Source organism: Mogibacterium diversum (assembly GCF_938028775.1).
GTDB lineage: Bacteria > Bacillota > Clostridia > Peptostreptococcales > Anaerovoracaceae > Mogibacterium > Mogibacterium diversum_A.
The window spans coordinates 1-25,294 of sequence record NZ_CALIZG010000023.1; the positions used below are offsets into that span (position 1 = coordinate 1).

At 42.7% G+C, this 25,294-nt stretch carries 22 protein-coding genes and 1 pseudogene; 2 read left to right on the top strand and 21 right to left on the bottom strand.

Annotated features, from left to right (window positions below):
* The 15 genes and pseudogenes from Q7O90_RS05995 to Q7O90_RS06060 form a co-directional block, all read right to left on the bottom strand.
* Positions 1–2,803, bottom strand: a 2,803-nt coding sequence (locus Q7O90_RS05995; RefSeq protein WP_304128602.1) for a DUF6531 domain-containing protein, incomplete at its 3' end; no start/stop codon positions are given.
* 13 nt (positions 2,804–2,816) lie between these two features.
* Positions 2,817–3,134, bottom strand: coding sequence for a TIGR04197 family type VII secretion effector (locus Q7O90_RS06000; RefSeq protein WP_304128605.1), 318 nt, complete (start codon positions 3,132–3,134; stop codon positions 2,817–2,819).
* A 1-nt stretch (position 3,135) separates the two neighbouring features.
* Positions 3,136–3,492: a hypothetical protein gene (locus Q7O90_RS06005; protein WP_304128607.1), complete on the bottom strand. Its 357-nt coding sequence runs from the start codon at positions 3,490–3,492 to the stop codon at positions 3,136–3,138.
* A gap of 70 nt (positions 3,493–3,562) precedes the next feature.
* Positions 3,563–4,051, bottom strand: a complete 489-nt coding sequence (locus tag Q7O90_RS06010; protein ID WP_304128609.1) for a dihydrofolate reductase — start codon at positions 4,049–4,051, stop codon at positions 3,563–3,565.
* 117 nt (positions 4,052–4,168) lie between these two features.
* Complete coding sequence (thyA, locus tag Q7O90_RS06015; protein WP_304128611.1) at positions 4,169–4,999, bottom strand: thymidylate synthase; 831 nt, start codon at positions 4,997–4,999, stop codon at positions 4,169–4,171.
* A gap of 1 nt (position 5,000) precedes the next feature.
* Positions 5,001–5,390: a Mini-ribonuclease 3 gene (locus tag Q7O90_RS06020; RefSeq protein WP_304128612.1), complete on the bottom strand. Its 390-nt coding sequence runs from the start codon at positions 5,388–5,390 to the stop codon at positions 5,001–5,003.
* On the bottom strand, positions 5,383–6,786 hold the full coding sequence (gene cysS, locus Q7O90_RS06025) for a cysteine--tRNA ligase (protein WP_304128613.1): 1,404 nt from the start codon (positions 6,784–6,786) through the stop codon (positions 5,383–5,385). Before cysS ends, Q7O90_RS06020 begins: the two co-directional genes overlap by 8 nt.
* A gap of 67 nt (positions 6,787–6,853) precedes the next feature.
* Entirely contained in the window at positions 6,854–7,444 is a 591-nt protein-coding gene (locus Q7O90_RS06030) for a chromate transporter (RefSeq protein WP_304128615.1), read from the bottom strand.
* Complete coding sequence (locus Q7O90_RS06035; RefSeq protein WP_304128617.1) at positions 7,444–8,106, bottom strand: chromate transporter; 663 nt, start codon at positions 8,104–8,106, stop codon at positions 7,444–7,446. Before Q7O90_RS06035 ends, Q7O90_RS06030 begins: the two co-directional genes overlap by 1 nt.
* A 59-nt stretch (positions 8,107–8,165) precedes the next feature.
* Positions 8,166–9,902, bottom strand: coding sequence for a proline--tRNA ligase (locus Q7O90_RS06040; RefSeq protein WP_304128619.1), 1,737 nt, complete (start codon positions 9,900–9,902; stop codon positions 8,166–8,168).
* Positions 9,903–9,904: 2 nt separating this feature from the next.
* The gene (gene ispF / locus Q7O90_RS08195; RefSeq protein ID WP_334304233.1) at positions 9,905–10,375 is read right to left on the bottom strand and encodes a 2-C-methyl-D-erythritol 2,4-cyclodiphosphate synthase; all 471 of its coding nucleotides are present in this window, start codon (positions 10,373–10,375) and stop codon (positions 9,905–9,907) included.
* A 21-nt stretch (positions 10,376–10,396) separates the two neighbouring features.
* Positions 10,397–11,197 (bottom strand): annotated as a pseudogene (locus Q7O90_RS08200) (IspD/TarI family cytidylyltransferase); the annotation flags it as partial.
* A gap of 74 nt (positions 11,198–11,271) precedes the next feature.
* Positions 11,272–12,360 carry a PIN/TRAM domain-containing protein gene (locus Q7O90_RS06050; RefSeq protein ID WP_304128622.1) on the bottom strand — a complete coding sequence of 363 codons (1,089 nt, stop codon included), beginning with the start codon at positions 12,358–12,360 and terminating at the stop codon, positions 11,272–11,274.
* Positions 12,361–12,452: 92 nt separating this feature from the next.
* Entirely contained in the window at positions 12,453–12,926 is a 474-nt protein-coding gene (locus tag Q7O90_RS06055; RefSeq protein WP_304128623.1) for a CarD family transcriptional regulator, read from the bottom strand.
* Between the two features lie 223 nt (positions 12,927–13,149).
* Positions 13,150–16,647 carry a leucine-rich repeat domain-containing protein gene (locus Q7O90_RS06060; RefSeq protein WP_304128624.1) on the bottom strand — a complete coding sequence of 1,166 codons (3,498 nt, stop codon included), beginning with the start codon at positions 16,645–16,647 and terminating at the stop codon, positions 13,150–13,152.
* A 268-nt stretch (positions 16,648–16,915) separates the two neighbouring features.
* Between Q7O90_RS06060 and Q7O90_RS06065 the strand changes: the two genes are divergently transcribed.
* Positions 16,916–17,602, top strand: coding sequence for a response regulator transcription factor (locus tag Q7O90_RS06065; RefSeq protein WP_106056097.1), 687 nt, complete (start codon positions 16,916–16,918; stop codon positions 17,600–17,602).
* The gene (locus tag Q7O90_RS06070) at positions 17,583–19,010 is read left to right on the top strand and encodes a sensor histidine kinase (protein WP_106056095.1); all 1,428 of its coding nucleotides are present in this window, start codon (positions 17,583–17,585) and stop codon (positions 19,008–19,010) included. The genes Q7O90_RS06065 and Q7O90_RS06070 overlap by 20 nt, the downstream gene beginning before the upstream one ends.
* A 178-nt stretch (positions 19,011–19,188) precedes the next feature.
* Here Q7O90_RS06070 and Q7O90_RS06075 read toward each other — a convergent pair whose 3' ends face one another.
* From Q7O90_RS06075 to Q7O90_RS06100, 6 genes are all read right to left on the bottom strand, one after another.
* Positions 19,189–20,619 (bottom strand): glutamate synthase-related protein, encoded by a 1,431-nt coding sequence (locus Q7O90_RS06075; RefSeq protein WP_304128625.1) that lies wholly within the window; start codon positions 20,617–20,619, stop codon positions 19,189–19,191.
* Between the two features lie 293 nt (positions 20,620–20,912).
* Positions 20,913–22,289: a DNA repair protein RadA gene (gene radA, locus Q7O90_RS06080; RefSeq protein ID WP_304128626.1), complete on the bottom strand. Its 1,377-nt coding sequence runs from the start codon at positions 22,287–22,289 to the stop codon at positions 20,913–20,915.
* A gap of 208 nt (positions 22,290–22,497) precedes the next feature.
* The gene (locus tag Q7O90_RS06085; protein ID WP_304128627.1) at positions 22,498–22,947 is read right to left on the bottom strand and encodes a low molecular weight protein-tyrosine-phosphatase; all 450 of its coding nucleotides are present in this window, start codon (positions 22,945–22,947) and stop codon (positions 22,498–22,500) included.
* Between the two features lie 14 nt (positions 22,948–22,961).
* Positions 22,962–23,408: a hypothetical protein gene (locus tag Q7O90_RS06090; RefSeq protein ID WP_304128628.1), complete on the bottom strand. Its 447-nt coding sequence runs from the start codon at positions 23,406–23,408 to the stop codon at positions 22,962–22,964.
* Between the two features lie 95 nt (positions 23,409–23,503).
* Positions 23,504–24,148, bottom strand: a complete 645-nt coding sequence (locus tag Q7O90_RS06095) for a vWA domain-containing protein (RefSeq protein ID WP_304128629.1) — start codon at positions 24,146–24,148, stop codon at positions 23,504–23,506.
* Positions 24,149–24,226: 78 nt separating this feature from the next.
* Entirely contained in the window at positions 24,227–25,291 is a 1,065-nt protein-coding gene (locus Q7O90_RS06100; protein ID WP_304128630.1) for a macro domain-containing protein, read from the bottom strand.
* Between the last annotated feature and the right edge of the window lie 3 nt (positions 25,292–25,294).

Below are 25,294 nucleotides of genomic sequence, written 5' to 3' on the forward strand. Positions count from 1 at the left end.
TAACTCTATTCATGGAATCGTATTCAAATGACTTCTCTACATCTCCTACCTTCCTGGATAAGAGATTACCATTGTTGTCATATGAAAAGCTTGTTACCACCCCTGCCGCATCGATTATCTCTGTTAATCTACCGGCTGCATCGTAACTATACCTAATGCTTTTCCCTACGCTTCGTTCTTCGATAAGATTTCCACGCATATCGTATGTATACACTGTATCTACACCCATTGGGTTTATCGACTTTATCTTCTGACCTGCTGCATCGTATTCATTTATCCATTCACCGCCAAGGGCGTCTGTGAATTTGGTTTCGTTTCCGAAAGCATCGTACTCATAGTATTCTGTACTTCCATCCGCCATTACTGCTGAGATCATGCGGTTCATCTTGTCATACGTATACTTGGTGACGTATCCTTCTTGATCCCTAACCTTTGTTATGTTGCCACAGGAATCGTAAGAGTACCTGATTGTTGAATATGATGCATCTGTGATATTTGTTAGGTTTCCCTCGGAATCATATAAACATAGGATATTTGCGCCTGTAGGGTCTTTAATCTGGTCAATCTGCCACATCTCGTTGTAGTAGTATTCTGTTCTGCTACCATCTTTATCAACATATGCAGATACCTTGTTCAGCTCGTTGTATTCGGTAAATTCTTCATTTCCGTCGTAGTCAACAACGTGCGTGAGTTTTCCGCTTTCGTTATACTCAAACGTCCTTGTGTCCCCGAGCGGATTTATACTCTCGGTCAGTTCATTTCTTGCATTATAAGCGAACTTCTCCAGGTTGCCGTTAGCGTCAACTGTAGAAGTAACTCTATTTAGGTCATCGTAGCTGTATTTATTGATATTACCGAGCTCATCTATGATTTCGTCAATGTTTCCTCTGTCATCATAACTTAGAGAAAGGCTGGTGCCGTCTGGGTTTATGATTTTCACTGGAAGCTTATACTCGTTATACTCGTATCCGATAGCTCTACCCAGCGCATCGCTTGAGGATACTAGGTTTTCATCGTCATCGTACTCATTCTGCGCCACGACTACGCCATTTACTTCAACCGAAACAAGCCTGCCCGACTTGGAATAAACAGTCTTAATAACATCTCCCACAGGGGTCTTCTCCACGATCACGTTACCTTTGTCATCGTATTCATACGATGTAATGTTGCCGTTCTTATCGCGGTGCGAGGTTCGATCATTGGTATCATTGTATGTAAACTCTTCATACCCACTTGTATATCTGGATACGGTGCTTCGGAATTTCTCATCATGCTCATAGACAGTTTGGCTGCCATTCTGATGAGTAGCTATAGCCTTTCTACCTATGTCATAGTACTGAACCGTTATCTCGCCGCCATCCGGGAATATCTGCCTAGTAACCCTTCCACTGCCATCGTATTCATTGATAAGATTTACGGTATTTCTCGCGTTGATGACAGTGTACATCTTGCACAAATCGTTATACTTGAACGAGTACACACTGCCCATTTCATCGTGAATTTCAGTGAGAACATGCATCTTGCCAGTCCTACTGAACTTATCATCTATATCTTCGTACTTGAGTTCAATACTGCGGCCTGACAAGTCAGCTACCTTGGTAACATAAGAATTGCCGTCATCAGATTCCTCGTAGTCAAATACATATCCTGTATCAAATTCGGTGCTGAGCTTTTTAAGTTTCAATTCGTCGTACTCGAATTGTATAGCTCTACCTTCACCTGTGAGCTTCTTGATGCATCTACCTATATCATCAAAGAAGAATTGCTCTTGCCTTTCGTTAGTATACTTATATCTGTATTCTTCACCTTCTAGACGCTCGATTTTTCTTGAAGTAAAGCCGTCATCACTTACATATACGTCTCCTTTTAGTATGTAAGTCTCCTGCCTGCCGCTGTCTATATTGACCACAATCTTAGACTCGTAAATCGTGAGTTCATTTCTATAGTTGTGAGTCCATCCAGCAGAGGCGAATCTCCTTCTAAAATTATCCACACTGTTATATGTGACCTCCAAAACGAGAGGAACCACACCAGGTGTCTCAAGAAAGTTCTTTCGGTACATGTAGTTTCCAGTAGCCATATTTACTGGATCGAGGGCTTCAATGGTAAGCCTTTCATCCTTAACCATCGTATCTAGCTTTTTCCTCGTTCCAGCAAGACTAACATTGGATGGTTTAAACATTCCTGTTTTGCTATCAAAATGTTTGTCTGAGTAGATTTGATCAACTCCGTTTTTTATGGACTTGATTAGCTCTTTTATTTCGAAAAATAAATCCTCAGTTTGAGTAGCAAGATTATCCATATCGTTTATTTGCTTCTCAATCTCCTGAATCTGATTTTCTTTTCTTGAAATATAAAAGGAGCATTTCGAAGCTGAGTTACCCCAGATGGATCCACCATATAAATTATCGCCTTTTGCCAGAGTGTTTTCCAAAGATTGTAGCTGTTTTTCAAGCTGCATCATCTCATCAATTAACTTATGCTTATTCAACTCGTTGTGGTTTGCCAAGGTTATATAATTTTCTATTGCAACATCAAGCTCAGTATTCTTTGCTCCCATTAGCGCACAAACACTATTTAAATCATGTAACAACTCTTTGTAAGTCTTTGTGAAATAATCCTCGACTGCTTCGAATCCCTTTCCTTGTAGTGTTTTCCCTTTGCCACAATCTTCAAGAAAATTATCTATCGCACGCTGAATAGAGGTAGAGCTTATCATAAGCTTATTTATCTGCTGATTCATCTCATGCAGCATATATATAGTATCTCTCTTGTTAATAACCTTATTCATTCCTCTCGACATATCTACACACCTTTTATATTATACCTTCACGATCACGCATATTTTCATACGATAATGTAAATTGGATTGCTATTTCCTTGTCTTCTTTCTTCCATACATCTGCTACTCTAGCTATATTGGCACAGTCCTGTTCCAGCTTTTGCTGTAGATGAGGAACAATATTACTGAGAGTTTTATAACATATTTCTGCATCTTTAATTGCAGTATACCCTTCACTATGTACATGCTGTGCTCTACCTAATGAAGCATCTCCTAATTTTGTTACAGACCTGCGTATTCTCTCCGCATGATCTTTGGCAAGCGAATTATTTACAGCTATATTTTTGCTCATATCAATAGTCTCTCCTCATATTCATAAGCTCATCTTCACACTCGCGCTCCTCTTTAAGGAGCCTCTGGATTGCTTGTCTTCTCTCCTCAATTCCTTCTTCAGCGTCCCTTATTAAACTATTATAAAGTGCATCCTCTTGAGAATTTAACTCTGCCACCACTCTACCGAATTCAGTTCCCGCCCAATACTCAAGCATCTCTTCTTGAGTATTACTGCTCCTTTGTCTTAGAGCTATTACATCATCAATAATCTCATTTATACAGGCTTGCTCCTTCTTATTTAGAGCAACTTCATCCTGTATTTCACGAAGGCGCCTATTGATTTCTATCCTTTTGTCCCCTATCCTTCTATCTTCCATTCTTCTACCTTTACCACATTAATAACCGTTCAATTTACACTAAAAATAGCTGGATTATAAAACTCCAGCCTTAAACTCGCTCATACAAAGTGAACTCATAGTCTATACCATTCTCACTATGCATCTCACTCTTCCACATCTCTTTAAAATCGTCATCCTCATCAAGGTTAACCATGAATTTGTCAGCATGTAAATCCGCGTGCATCTTAGTTACGAAGCACTTGTCACAGTATTTGTAAAACTTCTTATATATGCTCTCTCCGCCGATGATAAATACATGCTCTGGATCATACTGCTCGAGCTCCTTGAACAGTTCTTCCTCGCTATGCACGGCTATGCATCTTTCAGCCTCGAAGTCTTCGTTTGAAGTTAACACATAGTTTACGCGCTTTGGAAGCCCCCTCTGTTTAGGCAGGCTCTCGAGAGTTCTGCGCCCCATCACTACAACTCCGTCAGTCGTCTTTTCCTTGAAATACTGCATGTCTCCAGGAATCGAAGCGAGCAAATCATTGTCGCACCCGATGCCCCATTTCTCATCAACAGCTACTATTAGATTCATAATTCACCTCAGTTTGTTATATTCGTGCATTATGCACTCACATGCTGACATTATCATTTTAATAATATTTAAGACGGCACCTCAGTAAACTAAAGGCACCGTCTATATAATCTCGAATTAAATCGCTACTGGAATGTTTTTCACCTGCGGGTTCTTCTGGTAGTCCTCGACGATTAGATCATCAACTGTGAAGTCGTAGAAATTCTTTACCTCAGGATTTAGCGTCACCTTAGGCGCGGGATACTGTGGACGCTCGATGAGCTCCTTAACTATATCCACATGCCTATCATAGATGTGAGCATCTGAAATCACGTGAACCAGCTCTCCCGCCTTGAGTCCACTAACTTGTGCGAACATCATTAGAAGTAGCGAGTACTGTACTACATTCCAATTATTTGCAGTCAAGATATCCTGCGAACGCTGATTTAGAATCGCGTTGAGCGTATCGCCCTTTACATTGAAAGTCATGCTATATGCGCACGGCTCAAGATTCATCTCGCTAAGATCAGCAAAGTTATACATGTTGGCCATGATTCTTCTGGAGTATTTGTCATGCTCAAGCAGCCACAGGATGTTGTCAACCTGATCCATCTCACCCTGCTTGAACTTATACTTAACTCCGAGCTGGTATCCGTATGCCTTACCGATGGTTCCATCCTCCCCAGCCCACTCATCCCAGATGTGGCTTCCTAGGTCAGACACTCTGTTAGACTTCTTCTGCCAAATCCACAGCAGCTCATCAAACGCGAGCTTGATAGCCGTAGGTCTTACGGTAAGAGCAGGAAACTCCTCTTGTAAATCATATCTATTTACCACGCCAAAATTCTTAATCGTATGCGCAGGTGTTCCGTCTGGCCAGTGAGGTCTTACCTTCTGCCCTTCAGTGCTGAATCCATTAGCAATTATGTCTTCGCACATGCTCACAAACAGTTTATCCGCCTTGCTCACTCTAATCCTCCTCAATAATTCGGACAGCCTCCGCCAAAACTTCCTCAAGTCTGGCCTCATCCTCATCCATATAAAGTGCCCCTATCAGTGCCTCAAACCCCGTAGCAAGCTTGTACTTGCGCGGATTGGCATTCTTAGGTCTCGATGTCGCACGCTTATTCCTTGCGCGCTTAACGAGCTTCTGCTCCTCTTCCGTTAGAAAATCATTCATCATGGACTTTATCGCCTTGGACTGCCCATCAGAAGACACGTATGATACCGCTCTCTTATGCACCTTGCCGACATCGCCTTTGCTTCGCCCAATCAGAAGCTCCCTTATATGTAGTTCGTAGACGGCATCACCTATATAGGCGAGTGCCGTCGTATTCATGCTCTTGATATCGTTATGCATCTGCTTTAATTATCTGAACCCCCTGCGGAGTATCTTTGAGAGTATACCCCATAGTGGCAAGCTGATCTCTGATTTCGTCAGCTCTAGCCCAGTTCTTCTCCTTACGAGCCTGCTGTCTCTCGTCTACGAGAGCCTGGATATCCTCGCCGATTGCGTTTTCACTACTTCTCTGAAGCACACCAAGAACATCAGCGAGTTCATGGATAATCTCAAGCGCCTTTCCCGCAAATTCCTTTGATGCTCCACCTTCAATCTCCACGTTAATAGCCGAAACTAGCTCGAAGAGGGCACCTATAGCACCTGCAGTGTTGAGGTCATCACTCATGCACTCTATAAATTTTTCCTTATAGTCTCTAAACGACTTAACCGTCTCCTCTTCCTTCTCTGTTATCATATCAGAACCATTCTGAACGAGGAACTCCAAAGTCTCGGTAGCGTTTATAAGCCTATCATATCCCTGCTTAACCTGTTTCATACCTTCATCGCTAAAGTTGATAGGTCCTCTGTACTGAACGCTCAGTAGGAAGAACCTGATAAAGTCACCGTCGTACTCCTTACGAATATCTCTAACTGTAAAGAAGTTATTTAGCGACTTCGACATCTTCTCGCCATCAACCATGATGTATCCGTTGTGCATCCAGTAGTTCGCAAAAGGTGCGCAGTTGCACGCTTCGGACTGAGCGATTTCATTTTCATGATGAGGGAACTTGAGATCCTGTCCGCCTCCGTGAATATCTATGGTTGTGCCGAGATGTTTCTTGGACATAGTAGAACACTCGATGTGCCAGCCTGGTCTACCCTTGCCCCAAGGCGAATCCCATGCGATCTCATCATCTGTCTTCTGCGCTTTCCATAGTGCGAAGTCGAGCGGATCCTTCTTAACCTCCCCGATAGCAATTCTAGCACCCGACTCTAGGTCGTCAATATTCTGTCCTGATAGCTTCCCGTACTCTGGGAACTTGCGCGTGATGTAATAAACGTCGCCATCAGCCTCATACGCATAACCTTTCTCAATTAGCGTGCTGATGAACTCGATGATATCCTCGATATGCTCGGAAACCTTAGGGTGCACGTCAGCCTTTATTACGTTGAGAGCTTCCGCATCTTTGAAATACTCTTTGATGTACTTCTCCGATACCTCAAGTGCCGGTAAATGCTCTTCCTTTGCCTTGTTGATAATTTTGTCATCAACGTCTGTAAAGTTCTGCACGAACTTAACGTCATATCCGATATATTTAAAAAACCTACGCAGAGTGTCGAATACTACGAATGGTCTGGCATTACCTATATGAAAATAGTTGTAAACCGTAGGACCACAAACGTAGATATTGACTTTTCCTTCATGGATAGGCACAAACTCTTCCTTGCGTCTAGTCATAGAGTTGTAAATCTTCATTTCTTTCCTCCACTAAATCATGTCTCGACTTATTTCGTCATTTCCCATTTGGGTATAGTTGTTTAGATTATACACCAACGACAGCGCCTACGCACGCAATAATGACAAGTACGAGCATCGGATTTATCTTAAATTTTTGAATTAGCAGTATAGTCAGTCCACAAAAAACTATCGATATCGTATCTATGTGCATGCCCCCTGCGGAAATCGTCATATCTCGAAGAACCGAGAAGTTGCCTCCAAGAGAGTGTTCTGGCATTACAGCCGCCTCACCGATAGTGATTACCGCTGCTGCTATAAGTCCTACAGTTGCTGGTCTAATGCCTTCAAGGGCACCTTTGACAGCAGTGCTCTCCTTGTAGCGTTCCACTGCATTTGCAACCATAGCTATAATTATAAACGCAGGAGTTGCAACCCCTAACGTCGCTAGCGCTGAACCGAGATATCCTCCGACTTCGTATCCAACATACGTAGCTGAATTTACCGCCACCGGTCCTGGAGTAACTTGGGCAATCGCAACGATATTTGCAAACTGCTCAGGAGATATATTCGCAAACTCTTTGATGCTGTCGTAGATGAGCTGGATAATCGCAAGTCCGCCGCCAAATCCAAATAGACCTATCTTAAAGAAGGCAAGAAATAACTTCGCTAGTAGCATCACTCATCGCTCCCTTCTTTGTTTTTTTCATCTTCTCCAATTGTATATGATTGTTCATCCCTCTGATTTAGAGATGATTGATAGTCTCTTTCGTCTGCATCTGATACAGATTTTCCGCAATCTCTAGTGCCTATCGATGACTTCGTTAGTAAAGCACGTCCGATGCCGAGAGCCAGGAATAGCACGATGATATACACCACATTTATCTTGAGAACTGCAATAAGTATAAAACTCAATGCAGCACCGATAGCACTGAAAGCATCCTTGATAACGCCCTTGGCAACCTGATATACAGCAATAATAATAAGACCAAGCGCCGCAGCCCTAAGGCCTCCGAGCGCCCCTTGGACGTATGGATTGCCGTCTATAAAATTCATACCTTTTGCTATAATAACGATTATCACAAACGAGGGAATTATCACACCGAATGTTGCAACAAAGGATCCAATCAGCCCTCGCTTCTTGAATCCTACGTAAGTTGCCATATTGATGGCGATAACACCTGGTAACCCCTGACAGATAGCGATGATATCTATCATCTCATCTTCAGAGAACCACTTCTTGTCTTTGACCATAATATTAGAGAGGATGGGAATCATAGCGACCCCACCCCCTATTGTGAATAAGCCCAATTTGAAAAATGTGACGAATAGTTCCAGCATTTTTCCTCCTAATTCCCAGGACCTTAAATCACCTTGTAATTAATATTGCATCTTTGAGATTATAGTCCAAAGATTTCCTTGTCAACGAGTTCTGCCGCTGCCTTGATTGCATCCTCTGCAGAAAGAACCTCGTTACTCTCTTCGCGTCTTAGCTTGTACTCAACGTTGCCGTCCTTAGCAAGCTTACCAACTGTAATTCTAATAGGAATACCGATTAGGTCCGCATCGTTGAACTTAACTCCAGCTCTCTCATCCCTGTCATCTACTATAACTTCAACGCGCTTAGCTTCAAGTTCAGACTCAATCTTATTAGCAAGATCCATCTGAACCTCATCCTTAGGGTTGATAACAGTTACGATTACGTGGTAAGGAGCGACTGACATTGGCCAGATGATACCCTTATCATCATGACTCTGCTCAACGACAGCCTGCATAGTTCTTGTAACGCCGACTCCGTAGCAACCCATCCAGTAGATCTGGTCATCACCATTCTCATCCTTATATGTTGCATTCATCGACTCTGAGTACTTAGTTCCTAGCTTGAAGATCTGACCAACCTCGATACCTCTTGTGTGCTTGATTGGAGCTCCACAGTGTGGGCATGGATCACCTTCCTTGAGCGTCTTGATATCCGTTACGATATCTCCAACGTAGTCTCTGCCATAGCAAACGCCCTTCATATGGTGATCTTCCTTATTAGCTCCAGCAACCATGTTCTTGGTTCCAACTAGCTCGCTATCAACTACAATCTTGCAGTTGTGAATTCCAACTGGTCCAGTAAAGCCACCAACGATGCCTGTAACAGGTCCCATCTCATCCTCATCCGCAAACTCGATGTAGTGTTCAGGGATTCCAAGAGCATTTACAAGCTTAATCATATTAACGTCTCTATCTCCTCTGATAAACACGCAAACGTAGTCAGCTGGATTTAAATCCTGATCAAAGGTAGTAAACATGAGAGCCTTGATAGTTTTCTTTTCATCCACCCCTAGATAGTCACATACATCCTTGATAGTCTTAGTGCCTGGTGTATAAACCGCCTCTAGTTCTTGCTCTGGCTCATCTACTGGCTTATCATCGATGCACTCAGCTCTCTCGATAGTAGCTGCCATGTCGCACTTCTCGCAGTATGCGATTTCGCTCTCACCAACGTTAGAAAGAGCAGAGAATTCGTGCGAGTTGCTTCCACCGATTGGGCCGTTGTCAGCTTCTACGATTCTGAAGTCTAGGCCGCATCTTGTAAATGTTCTTACGTATGCCTCGTACTGAAGTCTATAAGCATCTTCTAGGTCTTCAGGAGTTCTGTCAAATGAATACGCGTCCTTCATTATGAACTCACGCGATCTCATAAGTCCATATCTTGGACGAGCTTCGTCACGATACTTGAACTGGATGTGGTATAGCTGAAGAGGAAGCTCTCTGTATGAAGAAACCTCCTGCTTTACAATGTTCGTACATAGTTCCTCACATGTAGGAACGAGGCAGAAATCTCTACCATTTCTATCCTTGATTCTCCACAGCTCTGGTCCGTAAGCGTACCATCTGCCAGACTCCTTCCAGAGCTCGGATGGATTTACGTGAGGCATGTGAAGCTCCTGGCAGCCGATTCTATCCTGCTCCTGTCTTACTATCTCCTCTATCTTTCTGATTGTTCTCCAGCCAAATGGCATGAATGTATATATACCAGCAGCTTCCTTCTTAATCAGGTTAGCTCTAATCATCAGCTTGTGGCTGACTAGTTCTGCTTCGTTTGGTGCTTCTCTCAACGTCTTGAGATGGAGCCTCGATAATTTCATAGTTAAAATCTCCCTTCTATTGTGCAAACAGCTTGCGCTGCAATGCCTTCTTCTCTTCCGGTAAATCCAAGCTTCTCTGTCGTCGTCGCTTTCACGTTTACCGCGCCAATTGGCATCTCAAGTGCCACGGCTATGTTCTCTCTCATCTTATCTATATAGGGTGCCAGTTTAGGTCTCTCAGCTATTATCGTGATGTCGACATTGCCGATACTTACGTCGCCGATTTTCTCCTTCACTTCGCGGAGAAGCGCGATGCTATCCGCCCCCTTATATCTCTCATCTGTATCAGGAAAATGCTTTCCTATATCGCCTAAACATGCTGCTCCAAGCAGCGCGTCCATCAGCGCATGTGTTGCCACATCAGCGTCCGAATGTCCGACCAGCCCTCTGTCACTCGGGAGTGGGACCCCGCACAGTATAAGTCTGTGCCCTTCGGCGAGTCTATGAACATCATATCCTGTACCTACTCGTATTCCCATAGGGATGTCCTTTCCGGTAGTTATCTTGGTATTGGCATAATCTCCTTCAACTAGAGCTATGTCTATCCCAAAATATTCCGCAATAGAGGCATCATCCGTACCGACAAATCCATCATTTCTCGCCTTCTCGTAAGCAGCCATCAAACTGTCTAATTTAAAGCACTGCGGAGTCTGCACAGAGACTACTCTATCTCTATCAATAGATTTACTATTAATTATAAGATAATCATTATGTGATGACAAGTCGTTAAAAAATTCACTTACTGATTTTTCTGTCATCCTGAGCGAATCAATCATCGGAACCACAGTACATACAGCCTCATTATCACTCATAGCTGCGATATTTCTATCGATAATCTCTTCAGTTATCTCTGCCCTAGCTGCATCATGAATCAATATCACCGCTTCGCAGGCTTCTAGGGTGTCGCTATTATCAATTTCCCAGTTCTTAGATAAGTAATCCGAAATAGCTTCAAGTCCACGGAAAACTGACTCTCCTCGGGAACTTCCGCCATACGAACAGCGGATAGGCTTGCCGTACAAGCATTCTAGCCTATCCGCTATTTGAAAGAATGTCTCATCGTATTCCTTATCTTGTGGTATGAGGAGAAATACCGCATCTATCTCCTCGTGTGCCGCAAAGACGGATGCCGTTCGCTCGACCACTGCCTTGCCTTTATAGCATAGGAGCTGCTTAGGTACCTCAGTTCTCATACGTGTACCCTTACCTGCTGCGGCGATAAGTGCAATGTGAGGGCTTCTAGCCTTGCTATCCGTAGCACTCTTACAGTTATTTATTTTAATCGTTATATCCATCCTTTATCTAGTCTACAAAGGATTTGCTCCTTTGCGCCTATGACTCTTTTAGACGAGTCAATTCTATTATTGCATTATGGATTGATGCGTGCAAATATCATTTTGCCTGCAGATGTCTGTATCACACTCGTTACTGTCACGACTGCACTTTCAGATATATTACCAGCTCCATCCTCAACTACAATCATCGTGCCGTCATCCAGATATCCAATGCCCTGCTCTCGGTCTTTACCATGCTTAACAATGTCAACGAGTAGCTTCTCACCGGGAATAACTACAGGTTTAATCGCATTTGCCAGCTCATTAATATTAAGTACCTTGATATCATTAATAGTCGCTACTTTGTTGAGGTTGAAATCTGTAGTGATCAGATTCGCGTTGAGTTCACGTGCCAGCTTAATCAGTTTTACATCTACCTCGGGAACATCATCGAGATGTCTGAGCTTTGCGGTATTGTTATAAACTTCTACGTTAAACTCACTTCTGATCTGATTTAGGATGTCTAGCCCTCGTCTTCCGCGGACGCGCTTGATATTATCGCTAGAATCTGCAATATGGCGGAGTTCATCAAGCACAAACGTCGGAATGATAATTTTACCATCGATGAACCCTGCTCTCATGATATCAAGTATTCTTCCGTCGATTATTACGCTCGTATCAATAACTTTAGGTGTACCTGAATTGATTTTTTCATGGCTCCGAAGTGCACGGCTGTCAAGAATTTTTCGATGCCCCTTGACTTTAGCTGATGCAACAACGAAACCAAAGAAGCCAAACACAAAGTATAGCGTAATAGTAATCACTGAATACCAAAGTGGTGGTAGAAGTGATCTATAGCTCATGGAAATTATTAATGCAACAACTAGTCCTATAACAACTCCAATTGCATCTATGAGAATTGCATCTATAGACACATCCTTAAGATCATGCTCAATATAAGACGCCGCTTTTTTCTGTTTATTAATGAGTGCCGGTGCAAAAATTCTAAAAATAAGTCCGAAAATAATTACGAAAAGCACCAAAATGCTAAAATCAGCGACACTCGTGACAACTACTTCGTTGAAACTTATATCTTTGAGCTTCATTTGCAGAGCGCAAAACAAAAGGCTTCCAATTATGCCGCCGATAATAAACAGCAGCACAGCATATAGTTTCTTAATCACTCTAGCCCCTCCTTTCTGCCAAAAATTAAACAATCGCTTTTATAATAATGGGCACTTGCGGTCAAGGCTTGACGCAACAAGCACCCATATGGCTAAATATTTGATTCTACTAGGCTATCAGCCTCGTCAAGAGAAAGCCCTCCTGCAAGTACTAATTCACTCTCGAGGATTTGCTTAGCATTGCCGAGGAGTTTCTTCTCCCCAGTCGAAAGCTTCTTGACTCTATCGCTACGAACGAGGTTTCTTACCACACCGGCGACTTCATAAATATCTCCAGTACGAAGCTTCTCTGTATTCTCTCTATACCTTCTATTCCAGTTATTAGACATCTTATCGGACTCATCACCAAGGACTTCAAGCACTCCTTGGATATCTTCCTTACAAATGATGGCTCTAACCCCCACCTTGTCCGAATTATCGACAGGAACCATCACATGCATCTTGCTGTACGGGAGGCTTACATGATAATAGCGGCAAATCTCACCGAGAACTTCTTTTTCTTCGATTTCAGTAACAACTCCCGCCCCGTGCATTGGATACGCAATACTATCTCCGATATTGAACAAAGCAGCCTCCTCTCTCTACATCTTGTACTTAATAAAATTATATTATAATTGTATTTAAAAAGCAACAATCGAAACTTTATAAATTAGCACAAGATACTAGCATTGTCAATAATTATTTGGCAATTATTGTCAAATCTTTTATTTTAATTACCTCTACAAAAAAGCAGAAAGGCGGGTCGCCTTTCTGCTTTGACATCACGTTATGCATTTTCCCTCGCCGTATTTATCTATAGCGTTTTCTACGATTAACTATCACTATCGCCAGTGCAGAAATAGACGCTCCAAAGATTGCAAACGGCATGAACGGTAAATTATCTCCCGTCTGAACTACACCTCGCCTGTAGATTCTACTAGACTTTATAGCATACCTTCCTGATCCGTGCTTAGTAACACTGATTTTACTTCCAGAAGAAGCATTTCTCGAATCATAGACAGTAAACTCAGCAGTAGCAGTTCCAGAAGCTTCATTAACCTCTAGCCTGTATCTGCCCGGCTTTAGAGTTTTAAGGTATGCAGCCTTTAGCTTGACCCTAGTGCTTCCGGAGCTCTTCTCGAAGTCAGTTCCTTCCGTTAGAACTTTCCTGTAATTCGTACCTGTAACAACAGCAGATTCAAACTCCGAAACTGGAGCTGATGCTCTAAAGTTTAAGTCTGTGCCAAGCGCAAGGTCATAGCTGCTACCATTTCCTTCAATCATCTTGTTAGGTTCAGCCTTACCATATGTAAACGTAATCTTGTTACTTGGAAGCGATGCAACGAATCCATTATCTAGGAGTTCTTGATCAACGTCACTAGACTGAACTGCATAGCCTTTGATTTTCTTAGCCTTGATTCCTAAAGAGTAAATCTCAGACACTCCGTAAGCTTTATAATTGTCTGAAGTAGCCAGCTTATTTCCACTCTCGTCCACGTAGTTGACCTCGATATTTATGAGGTTTTGCATCTGTGCAGGAGTGAATAGTTTATCTCCCATATATCCATTGTTGTGGATAATCATCTTATACTTTGGCTGAGATAGATATGTCTTTCCGCCATCAAGGGACACCGTTACCGTGTACGTCTTATCAGCCCCGATATTAGTTGGGGCCATGAGGTCAAATTTCATCTTAGTGCCAGCTGGATCCACATAATTAGGAACAGCCTGGAATCTATACATAGAGTTGCAGAGCGGAACTGGCGTTGTAGGCCACTCCACACCATTCTCATCAACAGCCCTAATCTTCACATTGTCTGTACTAAGGTTGCTTCCATTTAGCTCGAGAGTTGCAGCCGGTGTTACGTACTCTTCGACTGTACCTTCAAATGTATCATCTGATGGATTCTGATCATTAGCGCCTGTCAGAGAATATGATGTAACTGCACCTGGTATTACCTCGTCATCCTTTGCAGTTAGAACAGTAACCTTCTTGGTTCCATTAAATGCACCTGCAGTATCAATTTCCTTGCCGTCTGCCGTTAGTACCGCCTTGTACTTTACGTTATCTTCACTGCCGTTCTCAGGGAGCTTGAATTTAAACTCAGCGCTCTTTGCAGAAACGAAAGACGTCTCCCCATTTATAACATTTCCAGCCTCATCTACTAGCGACAGTTTTAGATTAGGTGTAGCTTCAAATCTACTACCAGCTAGGTTTACTGTAAGCGCACCACCATCACTATCGAACTTAGTTTTAGAGAACACAACGCTGTCTACGGTAACATCGCGTACGATTGGCTCTGAGATATTCTCTCCCAGAACCTTGTTCTTGCTGTCTTTGATTGCACCTTTATTTATCTTTACATATAGCGTTTTCTTAATGTCTAAAGCATCCTTAAGTGAAATATTAATAGTTTCAAACTGGGCATTCACTTTATCCCCACTTCCAAGAGCATGAACTAAGGTTCCACCATCATCAGGATTCCCATCATAGATTTCTATCTTTGACTTACCGTTATCTGTTACATGAACATTCTTGTCTAGAGCAACCTCAAGAGTCTTGCCATTATCAATAAACCTAGCTCTATTAATCTGCGCAGCAAACTCATCTGGGTCTAGGTCGCTGAGCACCTTTACGTTCACCTTCATCTTAGGTGCTCCGGTATTTCCAGTTTCATAATCATATGTAAATGTGCGGTCCCCAGATGTTCCAAATGTCACGACTCCGGTTCCTGCATTGTAAGTTGCGTTAGCACCTGTAACTCCGCTCACCTTAGACACATCTTCAACCAAATCATGCATGTCAACCTGGAGAGCACCATTCTTCTCCTTACCTCTAACTGTTATATTCTGCGGAGATACTGCAATTCCTTGATATGCACTAAATTGGTTTAAATCGAGCTGTTTTAGCTTGTTGCCATTGACGTTCCATAGGCTTATATCATTGGACGCAGGCTTTGTAATCTCTTCTACTCCCGCATTTTTACAAGATAACTCCTCAAGGGCAGCAAGCTTCGCTGCATCCACCCTCTCCATTCCCTTGATTGATGTGTTATCAAAGTTCAGTCTTCTAAGACTCTTGTTGTTATTAATATTGAGACTCTTTATCTTAGTGCCGCTAACATTAAGAACGTTTAGATTAGTATTCTTACTCACATCTAGCTTTTTAATCTGAGTACCCGATACATTAAGTCCTACGAGGTTGCGAGCACTGCTTACGTCTAAGTGCTTAACAGGTGTATTCTCAATCTCGATAGTCTTTAAAAAAGTCTTATCTGCAACATCCAGAGCCTTAAGCTTAGAGTTGCCGGCAGCTAATTCACTAAAATACTTGTTGTTTGATAGATCTAAAGTGTCAATTTCTGTATTACGCATCCAAAACAGTGTCAGCGCTTTGCAATGGGAGAAGTCGATTGATTTGAGCTTCGTATCATTAGCCTGTACCTGCGTTAAGTTCCAGTTCTTTGAGAAATCCACACTAGATATCGGCGTGTTGTTGAAATAGAACTCATATAAATCTCTGTTGTTAGATGTATCGACCTTGCTCACCGAGGTGTTTTCCACATTGAGCGCCTGAAGCCTCTTATTATGCGTTACGTCTAGCTCTTTTACCTGAGTCCCAGGCACCTCACATCTCTTTAGGTAAGGATTATTTCTTAAATCAACGCTACGTAGAGAAGTAAGCGGAACGGTAAAAATTCTGAGCTCTGGATTCTTAGTGAGATCAACACTCTCTAGCGATGAATTGGTCACGTTAAATACGCGCAGCTTAGCATTCCTACTTGTATCAATTGAGGCAATCGCACCGTCTCCTGATAGCGACAGTATCTGTAGCTCAGGGTTCTTGGTAATATTCACTTCTGACAGAGTATCAGAATAAACATTGAGCTTCTTGAGATTGGCAAGGTACTCGATGCCTTTAAGAGAATATATCTCGTAGTCGCCTTCGCTGTTTACAATCTTAGCTCCTCGAATTTCATCACTACTTAGGGTTCCGTTACCGTCAGTATCGAAGTTCTCACTTACCAGATTCCTAAAGCCCTCGCTCGGAAAATGAGCTTCATCAATAGCCACACTTTCGTATGTCTTGGCTGCTTCATCTGCAAGGTCCTTTTTAGTCTCGATTAACTCGGTGTCTTCGGACAAATCAGGGCTGAATATCTTGTAATTCTTTTCCGAAACATTATCCGCATTTAAACTTGCTCTATCCCTAACATAACCGTCATACACACCTGCATAACTCGTTGTCATAACTTGAGAAACAAAAATCATCAAGCAAGTAATTAGCGCCGTAAGTTTCCTCTTCATCAACGTTCTCCTTAAAATATATTTCATAGTATTCCATATCGTCTTGTATGATATGGACAATATCTAGAATAAAGCTTTGGTAAACTACTGTCAACGTGGTTTACGCACGCTATCTATTGATTTAACACATATTAACACTTCACTGTCTTGTATTCTTCAATGGATTTCCACAATGTGAAGATGGGTTATGATATAATGTACAAAATTTAAGAACTAAAGGTTCGAATTAGTGTTTTGTATTATTCACATGATATGAAAGGAACGAGATATGAAAAAGCTACTTGTAGTAGATGACGAAGCTAAAATCAGAGAGGTCATCAAAGAGTATTCAGAATTTAGCGGCTATGAAGTTACAGAGGCAGCAGACGGAATGAGCGCAATTGGGCTATGTAAGCTTAACGATTACGACCTGATTATCATGGATGTGATGATGCCTAAGCTGGACGGTTTTAGCTCGGTTAAGGAAATCAAGAAATTCAAAGATATACCTGTAATCATGCTTTCGGCAAGAGGCGAAGAATACGATAAGCTATTTGGTTTCGAGCTAGGGGTTGATGACTATGTTGTAAAGCCATTTAGCCCTAAAGAGCTCATGGCTCGTGTAAACGCCGTTATTACTAGACACGAAGGTGCTGACCACGGAACTAGCAACGTCATGAAGTTCGATGGGCTTGAGGTTAACTTTGCAGCTCGCACGATTTATATAGATGGAAAGCGAGTAAACCTAACACCTAAGGAGTACGATCTTCTCTTCTATCTGATTCAGAATAGAAATATCGCTCTATCTAGAGATAAGCTTCTCTCGGATATCTGGGGATATGATTTCTTCGGTGACGATAGAACCATTGATACTCACATCAAGAATCTGAGAAACAACCTCGGTCCATACCGTGATTTTATCGTTACACTAAGAGGAGTGGGTTACAAGTTTGAATATGAAGACAAAGAGAAGTAAGTGGGATCCGAACAGCATACGTGCTGTCTCGCTTATGTACTTTATGGTATTTGCCGCTGTGATCCTACTCATGGTATGGTTCATGCAGAGTTTTTTCATGAACACCTACTATGAACGAATGATGGCACAGGAGGCGCAGACTACAGCAAACAAGCTGGGCAACTACTATTCCACTAACAAGGATAATTTCGATGCGTATGCACGAAAAGCCGCTGACCGAAATGGTCTATATATAAGGCTAGAAACAGCCGATTCGACTTCAGAATATGGAAACAGCGGTCTGTCACAGGGCGATATCCCTCATTATCAGTTCGAGATTTCAGATGCAAAGGACAAGCTAGCGAAGAGTTCTCTAGGTAAAATTTCTCTCACTGTCACCGAAAAGGGAAATAAGGCATCACGCTTAGTGTATGCTACGTACCTTGGGAATCGTGATGACGGAAATATCCTATACATGATTGCTCCTCTCTACCCAGTGGAGTCTACCATATCGATTTTGCGTTCACAGCTACTGTACATCACGTTTATAACACTGATGATTGCCAGCATGCTCGCAATCATCATGTCGACCTGGTTATCGCTACCTATTGCGAGCATCACAAAGTCAGCAGTCCAGCTGAGCAATGGCAATTATAACGTGAATTTTAACGGAGGAATATTTACCGAGACTAATGAGTTAGCTAGGACGCTCAATAAAGCTTCCTATGAGATGCAGAAGACAGATTCATATCAGCGAGACCTAATCGCCAATGTGTCACACGATCTCAAGACTCCGCTAACGATGATAAAATCATATGCTGAGATGATTAACGATATCTCGGGAGATAATCCAGAGAAGCGCGCTGAACATCTCGCAGTTATTATCGCAGAGGCAGATAGGCTCAACAAGCTTGTATCTGATATGCTCTCCGCTTCGAGGCTTCAGTCTAACTCAGCTGAGCTAAATATGACTAAATTCGATATCGTAAAGGCCGCTACTGAGGTAGAAGAGACATTCGAGGTGCTTAATCAGCAAGAGGGCTACAATATATCATTCAACAAATGTAAGACTGCGTATGTATATGGCGATTACGATAAGCTTAAACAAGTTATGGCAAATCTCATATCCAATGCTATTAAGTATTGTGGCAAGGATAAGTACGTGCGAATCGAGCTCAAGAAAGTCGGTCGCAATGTTAGATTCGATGTAATTGACCACGGCGATGGAATAGCCGCTGAAGAGATATCCCACGTATGGGAACGCTATTACAGAACTAGCGCTAACCGAAATCGCAACATAGAAGGAACTGGCCTTGGCCTATCCATCGTAAAAGGAATCTTAAGCCTCCATAACGCCAATTACGGGGTTGAGAGCGAAGAGGGCAAAGGAAGCGATTTCTGGTTTGAGCTGGCGACCGTTAAGAAGTAGATTGTGAGTTGCTCGATAAGCTTGCTATGCTTCTTGGTAGAGGAGTTTTTAGGCGGAATAAATTTTAATAATTTAATAATTTAACAATGATAAGGAAACAGGAAGGTGAGCAGCTTCGCAGTCACTTTCCTGTTTTGGTTTTTGTCCTGTAACACGTTTTTAATAACGTATTCCTATACTATACGTGAGCGATGTTAGTGTGCTCAGATATTTCTCTACTCGTAGTAACTAGGTCTTCAACGTTTAAGTCGTGAAGTCTGCTATGACCTGTAACTCTCGCAAAGGTTTTTAGCTCCTCAAGAGATACATTTAGGAAGTTTCCGACACGTTTTGCAGCCGCCTCTTCCTTGAGTCTAGCACGTAGTTGAGGGTCCTGCGTTGCAATTCCTACTGGGCAAAGCCCTGTACCACAGATTCTGTATTGCTGACAAGCTGCTGCGATTAGAGGCGCCGTTGCAACTGCTACTGCATCAGCTCCGATAGCTATCGCTTTAGCGAAATCAGATGAAACTCTAAGTCCACCAGTTATAATCAGTGAGATATCTGAGTTGATACTATCAAGGTATTTGCGAGCTCTATAAAGCGCGAATACCGTAGGAACACTCGTCGATTCTCTAAGGAAAAAAGGACTTGAACCTGTTGCCCCGCCTCTTCCATCTATGGTGATAAAATCTGGCTTAGCATATACTGCAAACACCATATCGTTCTCAATCCTGCCTGCAGCGAGCTTGATACCGATTGGTCTACCCTCTGAACGTTCCCTTAGTTCGGAAACTAATGACTTAAGGTCATCCTTGCTGTGTATGTTAGGGAATTTTGAAGGACTTTTAATATCTTGACCTTCTGGTTTTCCACGCATTGCAGCAATTTCCGGAGTTACTTTATCACCTGGCAAATGGCCTCCCATACCCGGTTTAGTTCCCTGACCTATCTTGATCTCGATAGCATCAACTTTCTTTAGATTTTCGTCCGTAACACTGTAGAGGTTAGGAATATACTCAAATATGTATTTTTCAGCAGCTTCATACTCCTCTGGCAGCATACCGCCCTCACCGCTACACATAGCAGAATGGGCAAGTGCACTGCCCTTAGCTAGAGCAACCTTTGACTCCTTGGAAAGAGCTCCAAATGACATGTGTGATATGTATACGGGATTCTCGAGTATTAACGGTTTGCGCGCGTTTTTGCCTATTATAACTTTTGTGTCAACCTCGTCTTCGTCATTTAACGGCATCGGATCAAGCTGGGCTCCAAGTAGCAAGATGTCGTCAAATCCTGGCATACTCATCTGTGTGCCCATGGCTGCACTGATTGATTTGCCAGAAACCGCCATCTGGTGAATCTCGTCCATATATCTGCAGTTCTCGTCACTACGCGCAGTCGATTTATCGTATTCTAAATCGGAAGCCGCTCCTCCACGTGAAGAAATCTCGTAGTTTGGTGCTGCTGTTCCTGTCACATTTTCCGAATTGCTTTTACCATCTTCTTGAAGAAACATCACATCTTTGGGCTGTTTGCAAATCGGACAGACATCGAGTTCATCAAATGATTTGCCTTCTTTCTCTTCATCAAACACGTATCCGCATATCTTACATTTATATTTAGCCATAGTTTCACCTCCACATTAATTTAAGTCATTTTGTCCATTGTATCATTTAATTGCATACAGCTGTGAACGATGTATGACTTTTCCACATGTACGGCTTTGTATTTTTGCGTTTGCAATCGGATATGATCTTGCTACTGACTTAATTTACGATACATTAGATTCATAGAAAGAAAGTGCACCGCTCTATGCGGTGCACTTTCTTATTTTATAAGATATTATCTGTAATAACGGTGATAAAATCTATGTTCTACTGTGAGAATTATCATAATTTCGCATGCCTTAAAGTAGCAGCTTTATTTCTTATCTATATATGCCTTAATGGCATCGTCCAGACTACCTGCTCCTACAACTTGAATATCCGTACTGCGGTTTTCAATCTTGATGTTACCCTTCGGGATTATTATTGTCCCATATCCGAGTCTGGCTGCTTCGCTAACTATACGATCAGCATTCCGCACTGCTCGCAGATTGCCGGTAAGCCCGACCTCGCCGAGCGCCACCACGCGGCGAGGCGAGGTGCGCTCGCGGAACGAGCTGTAGATCGCGAGCGCGACGGCCAGGTCTGCACCTGGCCCGTCGGGCTTCAATCCGCCGACCACATTGACATAGACGTCATGATTCAGCAGCGAGATTCCGACTTTCTTCTCCAGCACAGCCAGAATCATATTGAGTCTATTATTATCTATACCGATTGCGCTTCGGCGTGCGAAACCGACATTGGCAGGCGTCACTAGCGCCTGAATTTCAAAGAACACAGGACGACTGCCCTCGTAGAGTGCCGAAGCGACCGAGCCCTCTTCCCTGATATCCGAGCTCTCGAGCAGAGTTCCCGACAGGTCTCTCACCTCGTCCATGCCTCTTTGACCCATGCTGAACGCTCCGATTTCCTCGGTGGTTCCAAATCTGTTTTTTACAGAACGAAGAATCCTGAGGTCCCTATCTCGCTCACCCACGAAGTTCAGCACACAGTCTACCATGTGCTCTATAGTCTTTGGTCCAGCGAGGTCACCTGACTTATTGACATGCGCAACTATAAAAATCGGCACATTATTTGTCTTAGCATACTTCATGAGCAGATTCGAGCAGGCACGAATCTGCGTGATGCTGCCAGCAGTGTTGTCCAGTTCCTCCGAATACATCGTCTGAATCGAGTCTATCACAAGGAATTTCGGTTTCGTCTGTTCACAGGCCGCAAGCACACTCTCTATATTGGTCTCTGGAAAAATGAGTAGATTATCAGACAGATTTTCGCACACGCGGTCAGCCCTTAGCTTCACCTGTTCCTCTGACTCCTCACCGCTAACATAGAGAACCGTTCCATTATTAAGCGCAATCGAATTAGCAGACTGAATTATTAGCGTAGACTTTCCAATCCCCGGTTCGCCAGATATCAGAATCATCGAGCCGAGCACGATCCCTCCGCCGAGAACCCTATCGAGCTCACTAATACCAGATGTAATCCTCGTGTAATTTCCAGTCCCCACACTCTTTAGTTTTGACGGAGTAGCCTTACTGGTCGTCCTCCTGCGTGCGTCGCTATCAGCCTCCGGTTTAACCTTCTGCTCGACAATCGAATTCCACGCACCGCAGTAAGAACACTGCCCTTGCCAGCTCGGAAACTCGTTACCACACTCCGCACACATATATACTGATTTTGCTTTCTTTGCCATCTAATTCAAATACTCCTTTAAAATTGGATTGTCATGAGATCGTAATAGTGCCGTTATTTCTAATGAGACATTTCATCTGCACTACTACACCTGTCCACTTGAGTTCAAATCTCTGCTTTGCCTCGCTCATGCGCTTCCTCAGCGAGTCGCTGTTTCATCTTAAGCTTGGACCGTCGTTGCTACACCCTTCTTCCTATCTTATGTAATCTTATCTAAGTTCCCTGAGTAAGCCCTTGCATCCATCCATGACATCATTATACGTCACATCAAAATTCCCTGTGTACCAAGGATCTGCAATATCACCACTTCTGCCAGCATGTTCGAGCAAAAGCGAGACCTTGCCCTCTTCATCGCTACCGACAAACCTTTTCATGTTGCGCAGATTGTTTTCATCCATGGCTATCAAATAGTCAAACTTATCATAGTCAGCCTCTGTCATCTGCCTTGACCTGTGCGGTACAACGGGTATACCCACTTCTCCTAGTTTCTTCACCGTTCCGTAGTGCGGCGGATTCCCGATTTCCTCCCTGCTAGTCGCAGCAGAGTCTATTTCAAATTCATCGCTTAGCCCCGCTTCATTCACGAGGTGCGTCATTACCGATTCTGCCATAGTTGAGCGGCAGATGTTGCCGTGGCATATGAATAGAATTTTTATCATAGATCCCCCAATTTTTAGTCAATATCCGAAATTCTATACCTTGAACCAACGTATCCTGTGATTTTAATTAACGGAATATTCCATTCCCCTGGTGTGTTAATTGTACATTCAACTTGATCTAATTCATTCTTCGCAGAAAACACGTATCTACCCATTTCTTCATTCTCTGCGAGTCTTTCTACGTTAGTTAAGTTACTATCGTTAAAATGTTTCTTAAACATTCGCCATATCTCTATTGCAGCATCATTTGTCAGCGCAATCTTTGATATATAACCTATTCCGACCTTACAGCGCTTCTTCTTGCCGTTTTCATCAGCCTTGCAAACTTTCGTTGTACCTTTATCAGATGACCATTCAGCATCTTGAAGTTCTGCGCATTTTGATACTATTTTCTCTTTGAAAATACCAATTTCTTCAGTCAGATTCTTGCATGCTGTTTCAAAATCATTTTGTTTCTGCATTTCATCCACCATCTAATATATCACCACATATATTTAACATTGTTTTGCTGTTTTATTTCTCCATAACGCAGCATCGCAGTTATTAATAGATTCAGCTATTTCTTCGCATCCCTGCTCTCATAATCCTCATCTATTCTCATCTTCCAACTTGCAGACAGAGGTTCTTCACACATCCTCACACTTGTCACTACATCGCTGATGACCTCATAGTTTAAAGCAGTTCCAACTTCATCACATCGATAGTTAGCAGCCATGGATTCATCTATCCCAAACCTTCTCGCTTCTTCTGCTGCGTCGATATTAGCACCAAGGAATATAAATTCCCATCCATAACGGGCTTTCTGACGCTCTATCATGCTTCTAACTTTATCATAAGTGTAATAGCGGCTGGCATTCTCAAGTCCATCAGTAGTGATGATAAATAGGGTCTTCTCTGGTACATCCTCACTGCGAGCATACTTGTGAACATTGCCAATGTGATGAATCGCTCCACCAACAGCATCTAGAAGCGCTGTGCATCCACGGACAAAATAATCTTCTTCTGTTAGCTTTGGTACCTCTTTAATCCCTATGCGATCATGGACAACCTCGATTTCATTGTCAAAGAGAACTGTGGAGACCACCGCTTCTCCCGGCTCTTTGCACTGTTTCTCGAGCATAGAGTTAAAGCCTCCGATAGTGTCCTTCTCAAGTCCAGACATAGAGCCACTGCGGTCTAAAATAAATACTATTTCAGTCATTTTTAAATCCTCCTGTTTGTTGTTATGTCCCTATTATTGGCTAAACAGGAGTAGAAATGGTCGCATCACATGCGACATTTATGCACCGATTAACGGTTGGTCAAACGCAAACAGCACCTCGTTAAGTTCGTAGATATTGTAGTTTCCATTTATAAGAAAGAATTCCACAATAACATCAAACTTGCTACTAGGCGAGAGTGCAAATCCCGCCCTTCCGATAAAGTCCTGTGTCTCTTCTATATCGAGCTCAAGAGCAAATGCAAATGCCAGCGCAGTAGATTTGGATGGCTTATAATCCAGGTTATTCCTTATTTTCGAGAACAGCTTTCTGTCGATATTTGCTTTCTTGTATATCTCAGAGTCTTTCCTCCCAGTGCGGTCAATGAGCTTAAGAAGAGTTTCGGAAAACCCCGCATCGAGGTTCTCTAGCATCTCACTCAGTTCTTCAGCTTCAACCGTAGGCGCAGCACAGATGCTAAACTCAATGCACTCTTCTATCAGAAGTTTGTGGTCTTCTTCATTTTGCGCACCACTTATGGTCCTATCGCTATCCCATCTAGTTTTAAGACTTGAATCATGCAAGCTATCATTGCTATATTCTTTTAGCACCGTACTTCGAATATAGTTTTCATCTATGTAGCTGCTTACGGATTTGAAAAGCTTCTCAGAAAGCTCGAAAGCATCTTTGTCAAACACGACTAGATAAATCTGCATTTCGTTTTCTATGAGAAAGCTACTGATTTCTCGAACGGCTATTTGTAGAGCGAGTGATTTCGGGAACTTGTAGTTACCAGTGGCAATCAAAGGAAATGCGACGGATTCGCACTGGTGATTTTTGGCTAGAGCTAGCGAACTCCTGTAACACGATGCCAGAATTTGCTCCTCATCATAGCTGCCACCACTCCAAATTGGTCCTACCGTATGGATAACATACTTTGCAGCTAGCTCATATCCTGATGTTATGGCTGCAGCTCCAACATCAATGTGTCCAATTTTTTCCCTCGCAGCAAGTAGCTCAGCACCAGCTTTCGCATGGACCTCACTATCTACACCAGAACCAATCATAGGATTAGGATTTGCAGTATTTACCAGCGCATCCACTTCCATATTTACAAGATTATTTCTTACTATTTCAAAAGGCATAAT

Coding starts and splice junctions, on each gene's coding strand:
- Q7O90_RS06000 (WP_304128605.1), bottom strand. CDS start 3,134: ATGAGCAAAAATATAGCTGTAAATAATTCGCTTGCCAAAGATCATGCG.
- Q7O90_RS06005 (WP_304128607.1), bottom strand. CDS start 3,492: ATGGAAGATAGAAGGATAGGGGACAAAAGGATAGAAATCAATAGGCGC.
- Q7O90_RS06010 (WP_304128609.1), bottom strand. CDS start 4,051: ATGAATCTAATAGTAGCTGTTGATGAGAAATGGGGCATCGGGTGCGAC.
- Q7O90_RS06020 (WP_304128612.1), bottom strand. CDS start 5,390: ATGCATAACGATATCAAGAGCATGAATACGACGGCACTCGCCTATATA.
- cysS (WP_304128613.1), bottom strand. CDS start 6,786: ATGAAGATTTACAACTCTATGACTAGACGCAAGGAAGAGTTTGTGCCT.
- Q7O90_RS06030 (WP_304128615.1), bottom strand. CDS start 7,444: ATGCTACTAGCGAAGTTATTTCTTGCCTTCTTTAAGATAGGTCTATTT.
- Q7O90_RS06035 (WP_304128617.1), bottom strand. CDS start 8,106: ATGCTGGAACTATTCGTCACATTTTTCAAATTGGGCTTATTCACAATA.
- Q7O90_RS06040 (WP_304128619.1), bottom strand. CDS start 9,902: ATGAAATTATCGAGGCTCCATCTCAAGACGTTGAGAGAAGCACCAAAC.
- Q7O90_RS06060 (WP_304128624.1), bottom strand. CDS start 16,647: ATGAAGAGGAAACTTACGGCGCTAATTACTTGCTTGATGATTTTTGTT.
- Q7O90_RS06065 (WP_106056097.1), top strand. CDS start 16,916: ATGAAAAAGCTACTTGTAGTAGATGACGAAGCTAAAATCAGAGAGGTC.
- Q7O90_RS06070 (WP_106056095.1), top strand. CDS start 17,583: ATGAAGACAAAGAGAAGTAAGTGGGATCCGAACAGCATACGTGCTGTC.
- Q7O90_RS06075 (WP_304128625.1), bottom strand. CDS start 20,619: ATGGCTAAATATAAATGTAAGATATGCGGATACGTGTTTGATGAAGAG.
- radA (WP_304128626.1), bottom strand. CDS start 22,289: ATGGCAAAGAAAGCAAAATCAGTATATATGTGTGCGGAGTGTGGTAAC.
- Q7O90_RS06085 (WP_304128627.1), bottom strand. CDS start 22,947: ATGATAAAAATTCTATTCATATGCCACGGCAACATCTGCCGCTCAACT.
- Q7O90_RS06090 (WP_304128628.1), bottom strand. CDS start 23,408: ATGCAGAAACAAAATGATTTTGAAACAGCATGCAAGAATCTGACTGAA.
- Q7O90_RS06095 (WP_304128629.1), bottom strand. CDS start 24,148: ATGACTGAAATAGTATTTATTTTAGACCGCAGTGGCTCTATGTCTGGA.
- Q7O90_RS06100 (WP_304128630.1), bottom strand. CDS start 25,291: ATGCCTTTTGAAATAGTAAGAAATAATCTTGTAAATATGGAAGTGGAT.